The organism is Kitasatospora sp. NPDC058444, from assembly GCF_042721415.1.
Taxonomy (GTDB): Bacteria; Actinomycetota; Actinomycetes; order Streptomycetales; family Streptomycetaceae; genus Kitasatospora.
Window position 1 is genome coordinate 138905 of record NZ_JBHXLL010000006.1, and the last position, 15365, is coordinate 154269.

Consider the following 15365-nt stretch of genomic DNA (forward strand, 5'->3'; position numbering starts at 1 on the left):
GTCAGGCCGCACGGTGGGGCGCAGCGGACGAACGGATGATCGGAGGGACGCATGAGCTGGACGGTGGGCCAGGTCTCCGGCTTCGCCGGGGTCACGATCCGGACCCTGCACTACTATGACCGGTCCGGGCTGCTCTCACCCAGTGAGCGCAGCCCGGCCGGCTACCGGCTCTACAACGGCGCGGACCTCGCCAGGCTCCAGCAGATCCTCTTCTACCGGGAGCTCGGATTCCCGCTCGACGAGATCGCGGACATCCTGGCGGACCCGCAGGCCAACGCGCTCGACCACCTGCTGGCGAGGCGACAGGCCCTCACCGGGCAGATCGCCCGCCTGCAGAAGCTGGTCGACGTCGCCGAACGGGCCATCGAGGTCCAGCGCACCGGGGTCGATCTGACACCGGAGGAACGCTTCGAGGTCTTCGGGGACGTGGTCTTCGACCTCAGCTACGCGGCCGACGCCCACCTCAAGTGGGGCGAGCGGGACAGCCACCAGGAGGCCCTGGCCCGCGCCGCCACCCACTCCAAGGAGGACTGGCGGCAGCTGATGGCGGAGGCCGCCGAATGGCGCGGCCGACTGCTGGAGGCCTTCGACGCGGGGCTGCCGGTCGACGACCCGACGGTGCTGGACCTCGCGGAGCAGCACCGGCAGCACATCACCCGGTGGTTCACACCCTGCCCGCCGGAGATGCACTGCCGGATCGCCGACGACTACGAGGCGGACGCCCGCGCCTTCGCCCTGGTCGTCCCGCCGGCCGAGCAGCGCCCGGGCCTGGCCGGCTACCTCCGTGCGGCCATCGGCGCCAACGCCGGGCAGCGCGACGGGAACGACCGCGGCAGGGCGGCCCGATGAGGATCCTCGTCATTGCCGCCGGATCGCACGGCGACGTCGCCCCCTACACCGGGCTCGGGGCGCACCTGCGCGGTGCGGGGCACGAGGTCGCGCTCGCGGCGCCCGAGGCCTTCCGCGAGCTGGTGGCCGGCAGCGGCCTCGACTTCCGGCCGCTCCCGGTCGATCCACGCGGGGCGGGCACCGCGTCGACGGGCGGGCACTCCGAACTGCTCGCGCGGGCCGCGGCGTTCATCGGACGCCTGGGCGACGGGCTCGTGGAGGCGGCCGAACCCGGAGCCGATCTGCTCCTGCTGAGCACCACCACCGCGCCGCTGGGCTGGCACCTCGCGGAGGCGATGGACGTCCCCAGCCTGGGGGTCTACCTGCAACCCACGCTGCCGACACGGGAGTTCCCTCCGGTCGTCGGGGGCGGTCGCTCGTTGGGGAGCTGGGGCAACCGGGCAGCGGGGACGCTCGGCCAGCGGGTCGTCGACCGGCTGCACGCCGGGGCCGCACGCCGGATGAGGTTGCGGCTCGGCCTCCCGGCGCTCTCCCAGACCGCGCGTCGGCGGGCCGTGGAGCGGGCGCACTGGCCGGTGCTGCACGGCTTCAGCCCGACCGTCGTACCGCGGCTGGCCGACTGGCGGCAGGGCCTGCGGGTGGTCGGCAACTGGTGGCCGTACGTGCCGGACGACCACCGTCTCCCGGCCGGGGTCGAGGACTTCCTGCGGGAGGGGCCGCCGCCGGTGTTCATCGGCTTCGGCAGCATGGCCGCGGGGCAGGGCGAGCGGCTGAGCACCCTCGCGGTGGAGGCCCTGCGCCGGGCGGGCGTCCGGGGCGTGGTGCAGGCCGGCTGGGCCGGGATCACGGGGGAGGGCGACGACGTGCTGACCGTCGGCGAACTCCCGCACGCCCTGCTGTTCCCTCACATGGCGGCCGTCGTGCACCACGCGGGCGCGGGTACGTCGGCCGCGGCACTGCGCGCGGGCGTGCCGAGCGTCCCGGTCCCGGTGACGGCGGACCAGCCGTTCTGGGCCGGCCGGCTCACCCGGCTCGGTGCCGCCACCACTCCGGTGCGGTTCGCCGACCTGACCGCCGACCGGATGGCGCAGGCCATCCGTCAGGCCGTCGAGGACCAGCGGCTGAGGGAGCGGGCGCGGGAGGCGGCCCGCGCGATGGCGGGGGAGGACGGCGCGGCCCGGGTCGCGGAGGCGGTGGTGGCCTTGGGCGGGTAGGGAAGGCGGAGCGCTGCGGGGCTCGGGTCAGGGGGCGTGCTCCGGCCGGTCGGGCACCACGGCGGTGAGACGGGGCCCGAGGCCGCGGCATGGATGGCCAGGATGCCACTCGTGCTCCGAGCGGTCATGGCGATCCGGTCGGGGAGTGAGGAGGTGGTGGGACGAGCGGAGAGTAGAGGCGGTGATCGCGGGAAACCGTGCCGGGCCCCTCGGGAGGTCAGGACGCCCGGGCGATCAGGACGGGCTGGAAGAAGCCGGTGTCGACGGGCTGCTCCCAGCGGATGCCGACCAGGCCCGCCTCGGCGGCGAAGCCACTCAACTGGTCCTGGGTGAGCGCCCAGTAGGTGGCGCGGTCGACGGCGACCTGCCACTGGCCGGCGTCGACCGCCAGGAGCCGGAATAGCTCCAGGTCGTACCGCTCACCGTCCTCGTGCCACTTCCAGAGCTGAAAGACGACCGACCGCCGGCCGCCGTGCTCGGCGGTCTGCGGCGGCGTGGAGGCGGGCCGGGTGCGGCGCAGCTCGTCGTACGGACGGGTGGTGACCAGCAGCAGTCCGCCCGGGCGCAGGACCCGCCGTAGCTCACCGAGCGCGGCGCGCACGTCCTCGGCCGTGAGGAGGTGGGGCAGCGCGTTGTCGGCGCAGATGACGACATCGAACCACCCGTCCGGGAAGGGGAGTTCCCGCATGTCGGCGGCGGCGGTGGGCAGTCGGAGGCCGCGCTCGGCGGCCTCGGCGGTGGCGCGGGCGGCGGAGACCCGGCTGAGGTCGGTGCCGGTGACGCGGTGGCCGAGCGCGGCCAGGCCGAGGGCCTGGGTGCCGATGCCGCAGGCGCAGTCCAGCACCTCGGCCGGGCGGTCACCGAGGTCCGCGCGGATCAGGGCGTCCAGCGCGGCGCCCTGGCGGGCGATCGAGGAGTTCCAGTCGGTGTAAAGGAGGTGGTAGTCGTCGGCGAACGCGTCGTAGAAGTGGCCGAGGGAGGACTGGGTCATGGCGTCGGGCTCTCCACAGGACGTCGGCGGGGGCATCGGGCGGGCGAAGCGCGGCACGGCGGGGCGGGGGCAAGGCAGGGCGGGGCGTCGAGCGGAACGCGATGACCGGTCCGTCCGTCACGGCGCTATCCTCGCCCGGGCGCACCGGCGCGGGGTACCGGTTTTCGCGGCCACGGGGAGGGCGGGCAGATGGCATGGACGCCGGACGATGACGACCGGTCGGACAGCCCGTCGCCACGCCGTGACGGGGCCCCTCCGCTACGCGGCGGCGACAGCAGGGACAGCAGGGACAGCAGGGACAGCGGCGACCGGCAGGGGCCGGCCGGGCCGGTCGCCGGAGTGATCACGCTGCCGGCGGGAAGCTGGTGGGACTGGGACGTGTGGTCCTGGCGTCCCGGCGAGCTGCGGTTGGCGGCCGGGTACGACCTCGGCTACCACCACGGCTTGGAGCTGGTCTTCGCCGACCCGCTGTACGTCCGCTGTCCGGGCTCCTTCCAGGACCCGGTCTTCCGCCCGCCCACGCCCGAGGAGCGGTGGCTGGTGGAGCGGCAGTGCGGGGAGGAACCGGGCGTGCTGGTCGCCTTCGAGGCGGACGGCGGTGGCGCGGAGCCGGTGAGCGGGCTGATCGCCGCCGGGGGCGTGGAGGTACGGGTCGGCACCGTTCTCCGGCACCTGCCGGCTCCTCGACCCGCGGACGACCCGAACGGGAAATCCGCTGGCCGGACGGCATCGTCGCCGCGATGATGCGCACATGCGCACCTTCGAAGAGCTGATCGCCGAGGCCGAGGCCGTGTCCGTGGACGGCTGGGACTTCTCCTGGCTGGAGGGCCGGGCCACCGAGGAACGGCCCTCCTGGGGCTACCAGCGGCTGCTGGCCGGTCGGTTGGGCACGGCGACCGCGGCCCTGGACATCCAGACCGGTGGCGGCGAGGTGCTCGCGGGCGCCATGCGGCTGGGCGGGCGCCCGCCCGTGCTCGCGGCCACCGAGTCGTGGCCGCCCAACGTGGCCCGCGCCACCCACCTGCTGCACCCGCTGGGCGCGGTGGTGGTCGCCGACCCCGACGAGCCGCCGCTGCCGTTCGCCGACGGGGCCTTCGACCTGGTCAGCAGCCGGCACCCGGTACGGGCCTGGTGGACGGAGATCGCCCGGGTGCTGAGCCCCGGCGGCACGTACTTCGCCCAACACGTCGGCCCGGCGTCGGCCTTCGAGCTGGTCGAGTACTTCCTCGGGCCGCAGCCGGAGGCGCGCGAGGGCCGCCGCCCCGAACGGGAGAGCGCCGAGGCCCGGGAGGCCGGGTTGGACTTGGTGGACCTGCGGTCCGAGCGGCTGCGGATGGAGTTCCGGGACATCGGCGCGGTGGTGTACTTCCTCCGCAAGGTGATCTGGATGGTCCCGGGCTTCACCGTCGACGCCTACCGGGACCGGCTGCGCGAACTGGACGCCCGGATCCGGGCCGAGGGCCCGTTCGTGGCCCATTCGGCGCGCTTCCTGATCGAGGCGCGCAAGCAGGTCGACTGATCCGGTGCCCGCATTGCACAGATGTGGAAGAGCTGAGGGAAGTCCGGGAGGTTCGGCCGACTGCCCCCGGCCAGCCAGCAGGACACCGCGATGGCGGCCTGAACCACTGGCTGACCCCCGCGCTCGCGGGGAGGACCGAACGCCGCCCACGACGGCCTGGGCAGCGCCCCGGTCACCGACCTACTGGCCGCCGCGAGCCGGACACCGGAGCCGTCCAGGGGCTGCCTCGCTCTCGCCGACGCCGCCTTCCGCCTCGCCCGGCAGGTGTACTCGCGTCAGCAGAACCCCCTGGACCCCGCCGTGCTGACGGCCCTGGCCAACCTGGACGGTCTCGGTGGGGAAAGCAGGCCGGCGAGCTTCTGGCGGGCCATCAGCACCACCGCCAGGCCCGGCGAAGTGATCGAGCTGCCGGCGTTGCCCGCCCCGGCACCCGCCCCGGCACCCGCCCCGGCACCCGACCCGCAGCCGCAGCCGCAAGCGGTCGCCTGGCTGCACAACGGACACCTCTTCCACTACCAACCTCCGTGTACGGGCTACCCGAGAGGCGGGGCTGCTGGGCGAGCGCATTCCCGAGATCCTGGCTGACGCTGCCCGCGCACCCCAGTAGATGCCTCGGGTTGTTCTGAGTAACTTCAGCTCCTCGTTTTCCACGGGTTTCAATCGGAGTCGACCGTGCCGGTTCCGGTTCTTCCGGGGAGTTTTGATTCCGGCCATTGATCGGCTTCTTTCGGCAGGCCGATCGGTGGGTGGTCGGACTGTTCGACGGGAAACGTCCGAAAAGTGGGACTTCGGCGCGGTCGGTATTTTCCGGTATTCCGCCCCTCGTGGAGCCTCATGAGTGCACCGGTCTCCAATTCAGGCACAGGAGTCACACCGGAAGGTGCCTACGTTCGTAGGCGACTGGGGAGCCTTGAACGCGCGGAGCTTTTCTGCAAGGATCTTCGAAGCGGAGCCCGATCACCGCGGGAAAGTCGGAACGAATTCCCGCGGCGGTCGGACCGCCCAGTTCCTCGGTAAGCACGGCGCGGGGTCCGTATCCTGCATGCGAGACGCCCGTGGGTACCGTTTGCAATTCCGGTCGCCGGTTGTCCGGTCCTCCCCCTTGAAACATTCGTCGGCGGGTGCACCCGCGCCCGCCGACGGCTGCGGAATTCCGGTCGAGCCATGCGGCCGATCCGCCGGAGGTGGTTCGGGGCCCGTGGCGGCACGGCCACGGGGGTGTCCCGTTCCGGCACGCGCCGGCCGTCGGATTCCTCGTGCTCCGCACGCTCCCCTCGCCGGCAGCACCACCGCACCCGCTCCTTGTCGTCCAACGAAAGGTTCGGTCATGACATCCGTCGGGATCCTGTCCCTGGCGACGTACCTACCCCAAGGCCTGCGAACGAACGACTGGTGGGGGCTTCCGCCCACCACGCCCTCGGGGGACAGCGGGGGCCCCACGCCTCGCAACCACTTCGACGCGGCCATGCAGCCCTACATCGACGACCCCTTCTTCGGGAGCGTGGAACGCCGTGTCGCGGCCCAGGGCGAGACCTCCCTGTCGCTCGGCGCGCAGGCGGCCACCCGCGCGCTGACCGCGGCGGGACTCGAACCGGGCGACATCGACGGGCTCATCGCGGTCTCCATGTTCCCCGACCGGGTGGGGTCCGGTGACGCCGGTTACCTCGCGAAGGAACTGGGAACGGGAGGCGGCGCCTTCAACGTCGAGGCCACCTGCTCGGGATCCCTCTCCGCGCTGCTGACCGCGTGCGCGCTGGTCCGCTCGGGGCTGAAGAAGCGCGTCCTGGTCGTGGCCACCTCGATGCTGGCGAGGGCCATCGACGCCGACGACGTCACCCTCCGGCTGTGCGGCGACGCCGCGGGGGCCATCGTCGTGGGCGAGGTCGAGGAGGGCTTCGGGCTCCTGGGCGCCAAGACGCTCAACACCAGCGAGACCTGCGGCACCTGGATGATGGACACGGTCGAGGACGGTTCGGGCACCACGGCCGGCGGCCGGCGTATCCGTCTCCGGGTGGACCCGTCGATCGCGCACGTCTTGCGCTACACCGCAGAACCGTTTCTTCTCAAGACCGTCGACGGCGCCCTTGAGGCAGCCGGCGCCACCCGGGACGACGTGGCCGCCTTCATCGTGAACACCCCGACCGCCTGGCACGCCGACTTCTCCGCACGCGCGCTCAAGGTCGCCTCCGAGAGGGTCGTCGACACGTTCCCGCGGGTCGCGAACATCGGGCCGGTCCTGATGCCGTTCAACGCCTTCACCGCCGCCTCGCAGGGCCTCATCAAGCCGGGGGACCTGACCGTCCTCTACACCTTCGGCGGCCAGGCGGAGGCCGGAGCCGCGGTGTTCCGCTGGTCCGACACGGCCCTCGCGCCCGAGCCGGAGCAGGCCACAGTCCTCAACGCGCCGCGCCTCTGACCCCCTGCGGCTCCTCTGACCTCCGCGCCATCCCCGGTGCGGCAGCACGGACACCCCGACACCCCGACACGCCATCGCGCCAACACGCCAACACGCCCTAGCGTCAGCACACACCGACACACGGAGACCACTGTGAGCGACATCCGCGACAGCATCCACGCCTACATCCTGGCGAACATCGTCAAGGACACCGACCCGAGCGCGCTGCCTGACGACCTCGAACTCGTGGAGAGCGGCGTCCTGGACTCCATAGGCATCATGAAGCTGGTCACGTTCCTGGAGACCACCTTCGACATCGAGGTCGGCGTCAGCCACCCGCGCGAGTACTTCAAGACCGTCACCCACATCGTCGAGTACGTCGAGGTGCGCGTCGGGGGCGCCGGTAATGAAGGCTGATCCGACCGCAGCGCCGGACTCCCTCGACCAGTACCTCGACCGCACCGCCGAGCGCCTCCCGGACGGCGAAGCCGTCGTCGGCAGCGACGGACGCGGCATCACCTTCCGGGAGCTCCACCGCCTGTCCGCCAAGGTCGCGGCGTACCTGTCGCGCCACGGCGTGGGGCCGGGCGACCGCGTGGGCCTGCTGCTGCCCAAGTCCCCCGAGACGGTCGCCGTCATGCTCGGCACGCTGCGCGCCGGCGCCGCCTACGTCCCCATCGACGCGAACGGCCCCGCCGAACGCGCGGCCAAGATCCTCTCCGACTGTGCGGTCCGTGTCGCCTTCACCACGCCGGACGCCCTTCTGCGCCTCGACCGGACGGCCGCCCAACCGCACCTGACGCCGGTCCTGCTGGCCCCCGGCGCACAGGAACCGTCCGACACGCCCCACGCGGTGTGGGCCGATGTCCTCGCGGCGGACGAGGAGGACGCCCCGCGGGTCGAGCCCGATCCCGACCGACTGGCCTACCTGCTCTACACCTCCGGCTCCACCGGAACCCCCAAGGGCGTGGCCATCACCCACCGCAACGCCGTCAGCTTCGTCGAATGGGCCTCGGCCGCCTTCGCCGTCACCGAAGTCGACCGGCTGTCCGGCCACGCGCCGTTCCACTTCGACCTGTCCGTCTTCGACGTCTACGCCGCGCTGCGCAACGGTGCCGGCGTCCACCTCATCGACACCGACCTTGCGGCCAGCCCGCGCCACCTCGCGAAATTCGTCTCGTCGCGCAGGATCACCATCTGGTACTCGGCCCCGGCCATCCTCGGCGCGATCGGTGCGATGGAACCCGCCCCGCCGGCCCCCGCGGACCTCCGGCTCGTCCTCTTCGCGGGCGAGCCCTTCCCCCCGGCGAAACTGCGCCGCATCAAGCAGACCTGGCCGGGCCCCGACTACTTCAACCTCTACGGGCCCACCGAGACCAACGTCTGCACCTACCACCCCGTCCCCGACGAGGTCCCCGACGACCGCCACGACCCGTACCCCATCGGTGCGCCGTGCTCCCACTGCGACGCGCTGCTCGTCGACGAGGACCACAACCCCGTCGACGGGGAGGAGGGGTTCCTCGCGATCGCCGGCCCCTCGGTCTTCCCGGGGTACTGGCGCGACGGACGGCCGGTGCAGGCGGCGTCGCACTTCACCACCGCCGACGGGCGCCTCTGGTACGACACCGGCGACGTCGTCCGGCGGGAGGGGGGCGTCTTCGTCTTCCGGGGCCGGCGCGACCGGATGGTCAAGCGCCACGGCTACCGGATCGAGCTCGACGAGATCGAGAAGGCCCTGGCGGCCCATCCGGACCTGAGCGACGCGGCCGTGGTCAGCACCGAGAGCGACGGCCAGCGCGTCATCACCGCGTTCATCGTCGCTCCCACCGGGGCACCGTCGGCACCGGACCTGAAGCGCTACTGCCAGGGCCACCTGCCCCGGTACATGCTCCCCGACGGGTTCCAGGCCCTGGAGGAGCTGCCCCGCACGTCCACGGGAAAGACCGACTACCGTCATCTGGAGGGCCTGTGCCAAGCGGAACCGACGAGCGACAGCGGGAACTCTTCGAACGTGCTGCGGACTTCGCCCGCGAGAGTCTGAACGACGACATCCCCGGCCGCAACCGGGACGGGGTCTTCGACCGGGCCGCCTGGAAGCTGTGCGCCGAATTCGGTCTGCTGAAGATGGCGATCCCGGACGAGGGCGAGTCGATGCCCCGGCTCAGCGACCTGATCGCGGTCATGGAGGGGCTCGGCTACGGGAGCGACGACCAGGGCCTGCTGTTCTCGCTCAACGCCCACCTCTGGACCACCATGGTCCCACTGGTGCTGTACGGCACCCAGGAGCAGCGGGAACGCTACCTGCCCGGGCTGGCCGACGGAACGCTGATCGGGGCCAACGCCTCGACCGAGCCGGAGGCGGGCTCGGACGTCTACGCGATGAAGACGACCGCGCGACCCGCCGACGGCGGCGGTTACTTCCTCGACGGCACCAAGACGTACATCACCAGTGCGCCGGTGGCCGACCTCCTCGTCATCTACGCCACCCTCGACGAAAAGGCCGGACCGCTCGGGATCACCGCCTTCCTCGTGGAGGCCGACACCCCCGGCCTGGAACGCAGCCCCGCCTTCGACAAGATGGGGCTGCGCACCGCGGCGATGGGCCGGGTGGACCTGCGGCAGTGCTGGGTGCCCGACAGCGCCGTGCTGGGGCGGCCCGGTCGCGGAAGCTGGGTCTTCGAGAGCGCCATGGAGTACGAGCGCGGCTCCATCCTGGCGGCATGCCTGGGCGTGATGCGCCGCCAGGTGGAGAAGGCCGTCCAACACGCCCGCCGGCGGCAGCAGTTCGGCGAGCCGATCGGGAAGTTCCAGGCCGTCTCCCACCGCATCGCCGAGATGAAGGTCCGGCTCGACGCCGCGCGCGCACTCGTCCAGCGGATCGGCGTGCTCAAGGACGAGGGCAAGGACGCCACCCTGGAGGCGGCCGTCGCCAAGCTGTACGTCTCCGAGGCGTACGTCCAGTCCTCGCTCGACGCCGTGCGCCTTCAGGGGGCGAAGGGCTACCTGTCCGCCAACGCCGAGTCATGGCAGCTCAGGGACGCCGTCGGGTCGTTGCTCTACTCGGGGACGTCCGACATCCAGCACAACATCATCGCTCGCGAACTGGGCCTCTGAGGCCCGTCCGACGACCGAGCGGCACCCGGGCGCGGCTCCTGGAGCCGCGCCCGGGCCGTGACGGCGCGGTGGGCCGGGTGGAACCGAGGGGGACGGTCGACTGCACCTGGCCCACCGCGTCACATCTCACCGCCGAGCGTGACCCCGTCGTCCAGTACCAGGGGCTGGGCCATCTCGGCGCCCTGGTCCCAGGTCAGCGATCTGCGTAGTTGCTCGGGGAGGTCCGTGATCGTGGCGGCAATGGCGTCGCGGACGGCCTCGGCACCGTGCCCGGCGAGTGCCGGGCCGTTCTTGGCGCGTGGTCCGCCGTGGGCCCTCCATGGGCGGCAGATGCAGCAGCATCGTGTACCGGGTGGTGCGCTCCACCAGGGTGCCGATCGCGGAGCTGTTCAGGCCGATGATGAGATCGCCCTCCTAATGCCCCAGAACCGCACGATTGTTGGCCTCGGCCGGGCGTTGGCTGATGAGCGCCTCCTCGGTGACGAACTGCTTGCCACGGCCCTGGGTCCGGGCCCTCGGGACCCGCAGTGCGCGGCCGGTACGCAGGCAGGCCGCGAGCTCCCGCTTGAGCCCGCCACGGCCCTGGATATACAGGGACTGGTAGATCGCCTCGTGAGAGATGCGCATCGTTTCGTCCTCGGGGAAGTCGATCGGGAGCTGGTGCGCGATCTGCTCGGGGCTCCACGCCATGGCCCACCTCCGGTCCTGTCGCGGCCCGTGCCGTCGGCCCTTCCACCGGGTCGTGGGGCCGGGCACGGTACGACCGTCCGGGGCGGTGACCGTGCCGGCCAGCCGCTCCTGCACGTAGTGTCGCAGCTGCTCGTGCTTGGAGAGCTTGCACGGCTTCGGGCGGAGTGCCTGCCGGTCGGCGTGCCACTGCGCGGTCGAAGCCCGGTAGTCCAGGCGCCCGCCCCGGGTGGCCGCGTTGCGCCGCAGCTCGCGCGAGATCGTCGACGGTGCGCGTCCGAGCTGGCGGGCGATCTCTCTCACGCCGCGCTCCCGGGCCCGCAACAGGGCGATCTCCTCGCGCTCGGCGAACGACAGGTAGCGCCCCGACGGGGTGTCAAGGCTGATTGGTGGCATGTCGCCACCTTCATGGAACCATCGCGGTCCAAGCGGCATAGACACCCCGGCCACGACAGCGGCCTCCTCGCTGGACAGCCCCTTTGCGATCAACCGCCAGAACTCATGTCGCTCCGCCCGCCGATTCACCGGGGGACGACCCGGCGACCGCAAGGGTGGACGACCGGCCTTCAGCGCTGCACGCGCCCTTCCCTGAGCCACATCCTCCTCCTCGATCGAGGTGTTGCGACGATCAGTTGAAACCGCCCTGGCAGCCGTGGTCGCTGTGGTGAATCAATTGCCCCGGCTCGACGGGCCGGCCGTGCAGTGCGTACTCCAGCGCGGTGAGCACGAGGTCGGCGTCGGCGCGCTCCGAGGTGTGCCAGCCCACGATCCGGCGGGAGAAGGCGTCGCGGATCGTGGCCAGCCACCACGGTCCCTCGCCGGTGGGGACCAGTGAGATGTCGGCGACCCACAGTCGGTTCGGTGCGGTGGCGGTGACGTCGCGCCGGACCAGGTCCGGGGCGGGGTCGGCCGCTGGGTCGCGGCGGGTGAAGGAACGGGGCCGACGCGGGTTCACACCCTGCAGGCCGGCCTGGCGCATCAGGCGTTCGACCCGCTTGCGACCGACGTGGGTGTCCTCGCGGTCGCAGGACGGCGTGAACGCGTGGGGAGCCGTAGGTGTCGTCGGAGTCGGCGTGGATGCGGCGGATGTGCTCGGTGAGTTCGGCGTCGTGGCGTTTGCGCTCGCAGGGCTCGACGGCCTCGCGGCGCCAGCGGTAGTAGGCGGAGGCGGGGATGTGCAGTTCCCGGAGGACGGGCTCGGCCCCGAAGCGGTGCTGGTGCTCGTCGATGAGCTTCAGTACCGTCGCCGGGTCGGGTCGAGCTCCTGGGCGAAAAAAGCCGATGCGGCCTTGAGGATCTCGCAGGACCGGCGAAGTTCGGCGTTCTCCTTGCGCAGAGCGGCCAGCTCCTCCTTCTCGGCGGTGGTCAGCCGGTCGTCGCGCTCGCCCCGGTCCGCCTCGTCCTGGCGGATCCAGTTGCGCAGGGCCTCGTGGTGCACGCCCAGGTCCCGGGCCATCTGACGGATCACGGGCTTCGGATCAGCGGCTCGGTACGCGGCAACAGCCCGCTGCCGCAATTCGGACGGGTACTTCATCGGTGCAGCCATGGCAGAAGCTCCCTTCTCATGGCCAATCAGGCCACCTCCGGCAACCTTCCGCATCTCGGGGGAACCTCACACGTCGTACTCGCGGATGCGACCGGCCTTGGTCTGGCTCTGCGGGTGCTCGCGCTTCGCGCGGTAGATCTCGGCGAGCCCGTCGATCGCCTTATCCTGGGTGGCGAAGCCGGACTCCTCGGTTTGCCGCCCGGAGGCGTTACAGTAGCGGATCTTGTAGTCGTGGCGGCATTTCGACCACCGTCTCTGGGGGTCATCGCACTCCTTGGAGAAGGTGCCCATGCCGTGGGCCAGGGTCCTGGGTGCCACCATGTGCGGTCTCCGTCTCGTCCCGTGGTGACGTTTGCTGACCGTGGATGGTCCACCAGGCCCTGACATGGGAAGAACTGTGGATCGGGTGGTATTCGTTGGGCGCTTTCACGGATACACCAACTGGCTCGCGGGCCCGGACGGCCGAGGAGAGATGTCACAACAACCACTAACTCGCTGTTCTCAGTCGTTGCTGTCCTCAGCCGTTGCCGACCCCGTTTACTTCTCGGGACAACGCTTGGTGTCCCGTGTCATTGAACTCTGCACACGTCAGCTCTTGCATCAGCCTTTGTATAGGTCAGCGTGGCCTTGCATCGGGGAGTGGAGTTAGCCGAACGTGGTGTATGCATTAGTGGCTGTTGTCTTTCCGGGCTTGAGAGCTGCGATTCCGCTGTTCAGGCATAGGGTCGGCGGTCTCGGAGAGTGGTGGCGTGTCATGTCGTCGCTCTGGTGGAGGTCGGGATGCCGTCGGTCGTTGGGCTGCTGGAAGAGCGTGAGCTGACCGCTCGCCGTCGTGTGGACGCGCTGCGGGAGGAGGCGGACCGTATCCGGGCCGAGCTGGTCGTGGTCGAGCGGGAGTGGAACGAGTGGGTCATCGCTCGTTCACGTGTCGGCGAGGTGTTGTCCCGGGGCGAAGGAGACGCCGCCGAGCCGGGTGCCGCCGAGGAGCTGCCGGATCGTGGTGAACCGCCGGTGCCGCCTGCATCCTCGGAGGCGGCGAAGCCGAAATCGGTGGTGCCGATGTGGCGTGCGGGTCTGGCCTGGTCGGCACTGTCGGCGGACTACCGTGCATCGTGCAGGCTCTCGCGGACCGGGGCCGGCTCGGTCAAGGTCCGCTGACCTGCCAGGAGATGGCCGGCTGCTTCGGCTTGGACCCGGTGCCCGCGAAGATCGAGGCGTTGCGGTCGAAGGCGAAGCGGCTGACAGCGCGCGGATGGCTGGCCGAGCCGGCGCCGGGCCGGTCACGCTCGCGAAGAGCGTGACCGGGCAAGGCGCCGGGTCATGAGCTGCGTCATCGACCAGTAGACCATCGCCTCCGCGCTGCCGGTGGACCGCTCGAAGTCCCGCACGAGGCGGCGGCTTCGCATCAGGTGGGCGAAGAACCGCTCCACGATCCAGCGCTTGGGCAGCACGACGAAGCCGCGCATGCCGTCACTGCGCTTGACGATGGCCAGGACCAGGGCGAGGACGGCGAGGCCGTGCTCGACGAGGCTGCCGGTGTAGCCTCCGTCGGCCCAGACCAGCGCCAGCCGGTGATGCGCGGCGGCGACCCGGGCGAGCAGGACCTGCGCGGCGGCGCGGTCGCCGATGTCCGCCGAGGTCACCAGCACTGCCAGCAGCAGGCCGAGGGTATCGACCACGGCGTGCCGTTTGCGGCCGTTGATCAGCTTGTCGCCGTCGAAGCCCCGGCTGTCGGCGCCGACGACGGTGTCTGCCTTGACGGACTGGGAGTCGATCACGCCGGCGCTCGGCTCCGCATCCCGCCCGGCCTGCTCGCGGACCTTACGGCGGAGCCGGTCGTGGAACCCCTTGACCAGGCCGTGGTCGCGCCAGCGGGGAAGAACGCGTAGAACCGGTCCCTATTAGTTACGTGGAATCAAGCGCTGCACGATGCGTCTCGTATCCTGCGGCGTTCCCACGTACTGAGGAGATCTGTTGGGCAGCGCGGTGGTACTGGAGGAGAAGTGGCCGGTCCTGGGGCGGCATGACCGGGCGGCCGAGTGGCTGCGGGTATGGACGGATCTTGGCCGGGCCCCGCGGACGATCGACGCGTACGCCAGAGGCCTGGCCGAGTACCTGCTGGTCTGCGAGCGCGATGGCGTCGACCCAGTCACCGCGAACCGGCTGCATGTGGCCGCGTTCGTGAAGGACCTGACCGCACGGCCGAGCCGTCGGGGTCCCAATGTCGTCGCGATGGACTCCGGCGTCGGCCGGGCGAACGCGACGCTACAGCAGCGGTTGGTTCCGGTTCGGCTGTTCTACGACTACCTCATCGAGGAGGGGCTGCGGGAGTCCAACCCGGTCGGCCGCGGCCGCTACACGCCGGGCCGGAAGTTCGGCGGTCATCAGCGCGGCCTGGTCCCGCGCCTGACGAAGCTGCCCTGGATCCCGAGCGAACAGCAGTGGCTCGACCTGCTGGACGTCGTGCGCGACGAGCCGATACGCAACCGCGTGATGCTCGCCCTCGCCTACGACGCGGCACTGCGGCGCGAGGAACTGTGCTCGCTGCGAACCGACGACCTCGACCCCGCGCATCGAACACTGCGAGTTCGCGCCGAGACGACGAAGACCCGGCGCGAACGCATCGTTCCGTACTCCGCCGCCACCGGGGTGCTGCTGTCCGGCTACCTCGCGCACCGGGCCACCATCAGCCGAGCCCGCGGCCCGCTGTTCCTTTCGGAGTCGCGCCGCAACTACGGCCAGCCGCTGACCCTTTGGACCTGGTCCAAGGTGATCCGGCGCGTGGCGCTCGCCGCCGACCTGCCCCGCTTCTCCACCCACACCACGCGGCATCTGTGCCTGACCGATCTGGCCCGGATGGGCTGGGAACTACACGCCATCGCTACCTTCGCTGGCCACCGCAGCACCGAGTCGACCATGACCTACATCCACCTCTCCGGCCGCGAACTGGCCGAGAAGCTCGGCCGCGGAATGCAGCAGATCCACTCCTGGCGCGTGGACATGCTCACCCGGGCCGCCCACGCCGCAGGGACGGCCGCCGAGTGACCGCG

Annotated in this window: 14 protein-coding genes and 4 pseudogenes; 10 read left to right on the top strand and 8 right to left on the bottom strand. The window is 71.3% G+C overall.

The genetic code is table 11. The features are described 5' to 3' along the window. Positions 1–51 precede the first annotated feature (51 nt). Positions 52–849 carry a MerR family transcriptional regulator gene (locus ACFWP2_RS09770; RefSeq protein WP_380449777.1) on the top strand — a complete coding sequence of 266 codons (798 nt, stop codon included), beginning with the start codon at positions 52–54 and terminating at the stop codon, positions 847–849. After that, complete coding sequence (locus ACFWP2_RS09775; RefSeq protein WP_380449778.1) at positions 846–2063, top strand: glycosyltransferase; 1218 nt, start codon at positions 846–848, stop codon at positions 2061–2063. Before ACFWP2_RS09770 ends, ACFWP2_RS09775 begins: the two co-directional genes overlap by 4 nt. Positions 2064–2280: 217 nt before the next feature. On the opposite strand, the gene ACFWP2_RS09780 is transcribed toward ACFWP2_RS09775, so the two are convergent. After that, on the bottom strand, positions 2281–3054 hold the full coding sequence (locus ACFWP2_RS09780) for a class I SAM-dependent methyltransferase (protein ID WP_380449780.1): 774 nt from the start codon (positions 3052–3054) through the stop codon (positions 2281–2283). A gap of 339 nt (positions 3055–3393) precedes the next feature. Between ACFWP2_RS09780 and ACFWP2_RS09785 the strand changes: the two genes are divergently transcribed. The 6 genes from ACFWP2_RS09785 to ACFWP2_RS09810 all read left to right on the top strand — a co-directional run bounded on the left by ACFWP2_RS09785 (position 3394) and on the right by ACFWP2_RS09810 (position 10082). Continuing rightward, positions 3394–3798 (top strand): hypothetical protein, encoded by a 405-nt coding sequence (locus ACFWP2_RS09785; protein ID WP_380449782.1) that lies wholly within the window; start codon positions 3394–3396, stop codon positions 3796–3798. A gap of 7 nt (positions 3799–3805) precedes the next feature. After that, complete coding sequence (locus ACFWP2_RS09790; protein ID WP_380449783.1) at positions 3806–4573, top strand: class I SAM-dependent methyltransferase; 768 nt, start codon at positions 3806–3808, stop codon at positions 4571–4573. Positions 4574–5900: 1327 nt separating this feature from the next. Beyond that, positions 5901–6989, top strand: a complete 1089-nt coding sequence (locus tag ACFWP2_RS09795; protein ID WP_380449784.1) for a 3-oxoacyl-ACP synthase III family protein — start codon at positions 5901–5903, stop codon at positions 6987–6989. Between the two features lie 132 nt (positions 6990–7121). Beyond that, the gene (locus tag ACFWP2_RS09800; RefSeq protein ID WP_380449786.1) at positions 7122–7385 is read left to right on the top strand and encodes a hypothetical protein; all 264 of its coding nucleotides are present in this window, start codon (positions 7122–7124) and stop codon (positions 7383–7385) included. Next, complete coding sequence (locus ACFWP2_RS09805; protein WP_380449788.1) at positions 7375–9009, top strand: amino acid adenylation domain-containing protein; 1635 nt, start codon at positions 7375–7377, stop codon at positions 9007–9009. The genes ACFWP2_RS09800 and ACFWP2_RS09805 overlap by 11 nt, the downstream gene beginning before the upstream one ends. Next, positions 8937–10082, top strand: coding sequence for an acyl-CoA dehydrogenase family protein (locus ACFWP2_RS09810; protein ID WP_380449789.1), 1146 nt, complete (start codon positions 8937–8939; stop codon positions 10080–10082). The genes ACFWP2_RS09805 and ACFWP2_RS09810 overlap by 73 nt, the downstream gene beginning before the upstream one ends. Before the next feature lie 167 nt (positions 10083–10249). Here the strand turns inward: ACFWP2_RS09810 and ACFWP2_RS09815 are convergent. The 6 genes and pseudogenes from ACFWP2_RS09815 to ACFWP2_RS09840 all read right to left on the bottom strand — a co-directional run. Next, positions 10250–11165: pseudogene (locus tag ACFWP2_RS09815) on the bottom strand (IS30 family transposase); the annotation flags it as partial. A 232-nt stretch (positions 11166–11397) separates the two neighbouring features. Next, positions 11398–11724, bottom strand: a complete 327-nt coding sequence (locus tag ACFWP2_RS09820; protein WP_380449791.1) for a DDE-type integrase/transposase/recombinase — start codon at positions 11722–11724, stop codon at positions 11398–11400. Beyond that, positions 11716–11772, bottom strand: a pseudogene (locus ACFWP2_RS09825) (hypothetical protein); the annotation flags it as partial. The gene ACFWP2_RS09820 and the pseudogene ACFWP2_RS09825, both read right to left, overlap by 9 nt. Positions 11773–11791: 19 nt before the next feature. After that, positions 11792–12073: pseudogene (locus ACFWP2_RS09830) on the bottom strand (IS3 family transposase); the annotation flags it as partial. Then, the gene (locus ACFWP2_RS09835) at positions 12004–12315 is read right to left on the bottom strand and encodes a transposase (RefSeq protein ID WP_380449793.1); all 312 of its coding nucleotides are present in this window, start codon (positions 12313–12315) and stop codon (positions 12004–12006) included. The pseudogene ACFWP2_RS09830 and the gene ACFWP2_RS09835, both read right to left, overlap by 70 nt. 66 nt (positions 12316–12381) lie before the next feature. Then, a complete protein-coding gene (locus tag ACFWP2_RS09840) occupies positions 12382–12636 on the bottom strand; it encodes a hypothetical protein (protein ID WP_380449795.1) in 255 nt (84 codons plus the stop codon). 459 nt (positions 12637–13095) lie between these two features. On the opposite strand from ACFWP2_RS09840, the pseudogene ACFWP2_RS09845 reads away from it, so the two are divergent. Next, positions 13096–13639: pseudogene (locus ACFWP2_RS09845) on the top strand (hypothetical protein). On the opposite strand, the gene ACFWP2_RS09850 reads toward ACFWP2_RS09845, so the two are convergent. Beyond that, positions 13596–14171 carry a transposase gene (locus ACFWP2_RS09850; RefSeq protein WP_380449935.1) on the bottom strand — a complete coding sequence of 192 codons (576 nt, stop codon included), beginning with the start codon at positions 14169–14171 and terminating at the stop codon, positions 13596–13598. The pseudogene ACFWP2_RS09845 and the gene ACFWP2_RS09850 overlap by 44 nt on opposite strands. 118 nt (positions 14172–14289) lie before the next feature. On the opposite strand from ACFWP2_RS09850, the gene ACFWP2_RS09855 reads away from it, so the two are divergent. Beyond that, entirely contained in the window at positions 14290–15360 is a 1071-nt protein-coding gene (locus tag ACFWP2_RS09855) for a tyrosine-type recombinase/integrase (protein WP_380449796.1), read from the top strand. The last annotated feature ends 5 nt before the right edge of the window (positions 15361–15365 follow it).

Excerpts from the sequence above, each read along its gene's own strand:
- ACFWP2_RS09835 (WP_380449793.1), bottom strand. The coding sequence starts at position 12,315 with ATGGCTGCACCGATGAAGTACCCGTCCGAATTGCGGCAGCGGGCTGTT.
- ACFWP2_RS09790 (WP_380449783.1), top strand. The coding sequence starts at position 3,806 with ATGCGCACCTTCGAAGAGCTGATCGCCGAGGCCGAGGCCGTGTCCGTG.
- ACFWP2_RS09840 (WP_380449795.1), bottom strand. The coding sequence starts at position 12,636 with ATGGTGGCACCCAGGACCCTGGCCCACGGCATGGGCACCTTCTCCAAG.
- ACFWP2_RS09795 (WP_380449784.1), top strand. The coding sequence starts at position 5,901 with ATGACATCCGTCGGGATCCTGTCCCTGGCGACGTACCTACCCCAAGGC.
- ACFWP2_RS09805 (WP_380449788.1), top strand. The coding sequence starts at position 7,375 with ATGAAGGCTGATCCGACCGCAGCGCCGGACTCCCTCGACCAGTACCTC.
- ACFWP2_RS09775 (WP_380449778.1), top strand. The coding sequence starts at position 846 with ATGAGGATCCTCGTCATTGCCGCCGGATCGCACGGCGACGTCGCCCCC.
- ACFWP2_RS09780 (WP_380449780.1), bottom strand. The coding sequence starts at position 3,054 with ATGACCCAGTCCTCCCTCGGCCACTTCTACGACGCGTTCGCCGACGAC.
- ACFWP2_RS09770 (WP_380449777.1), top strand. The coding sequence starts at position 52 with ATGAGCTGGACGGTGGGCCAGGTCTCCGGCTTCGCCGGGGTCACGATC.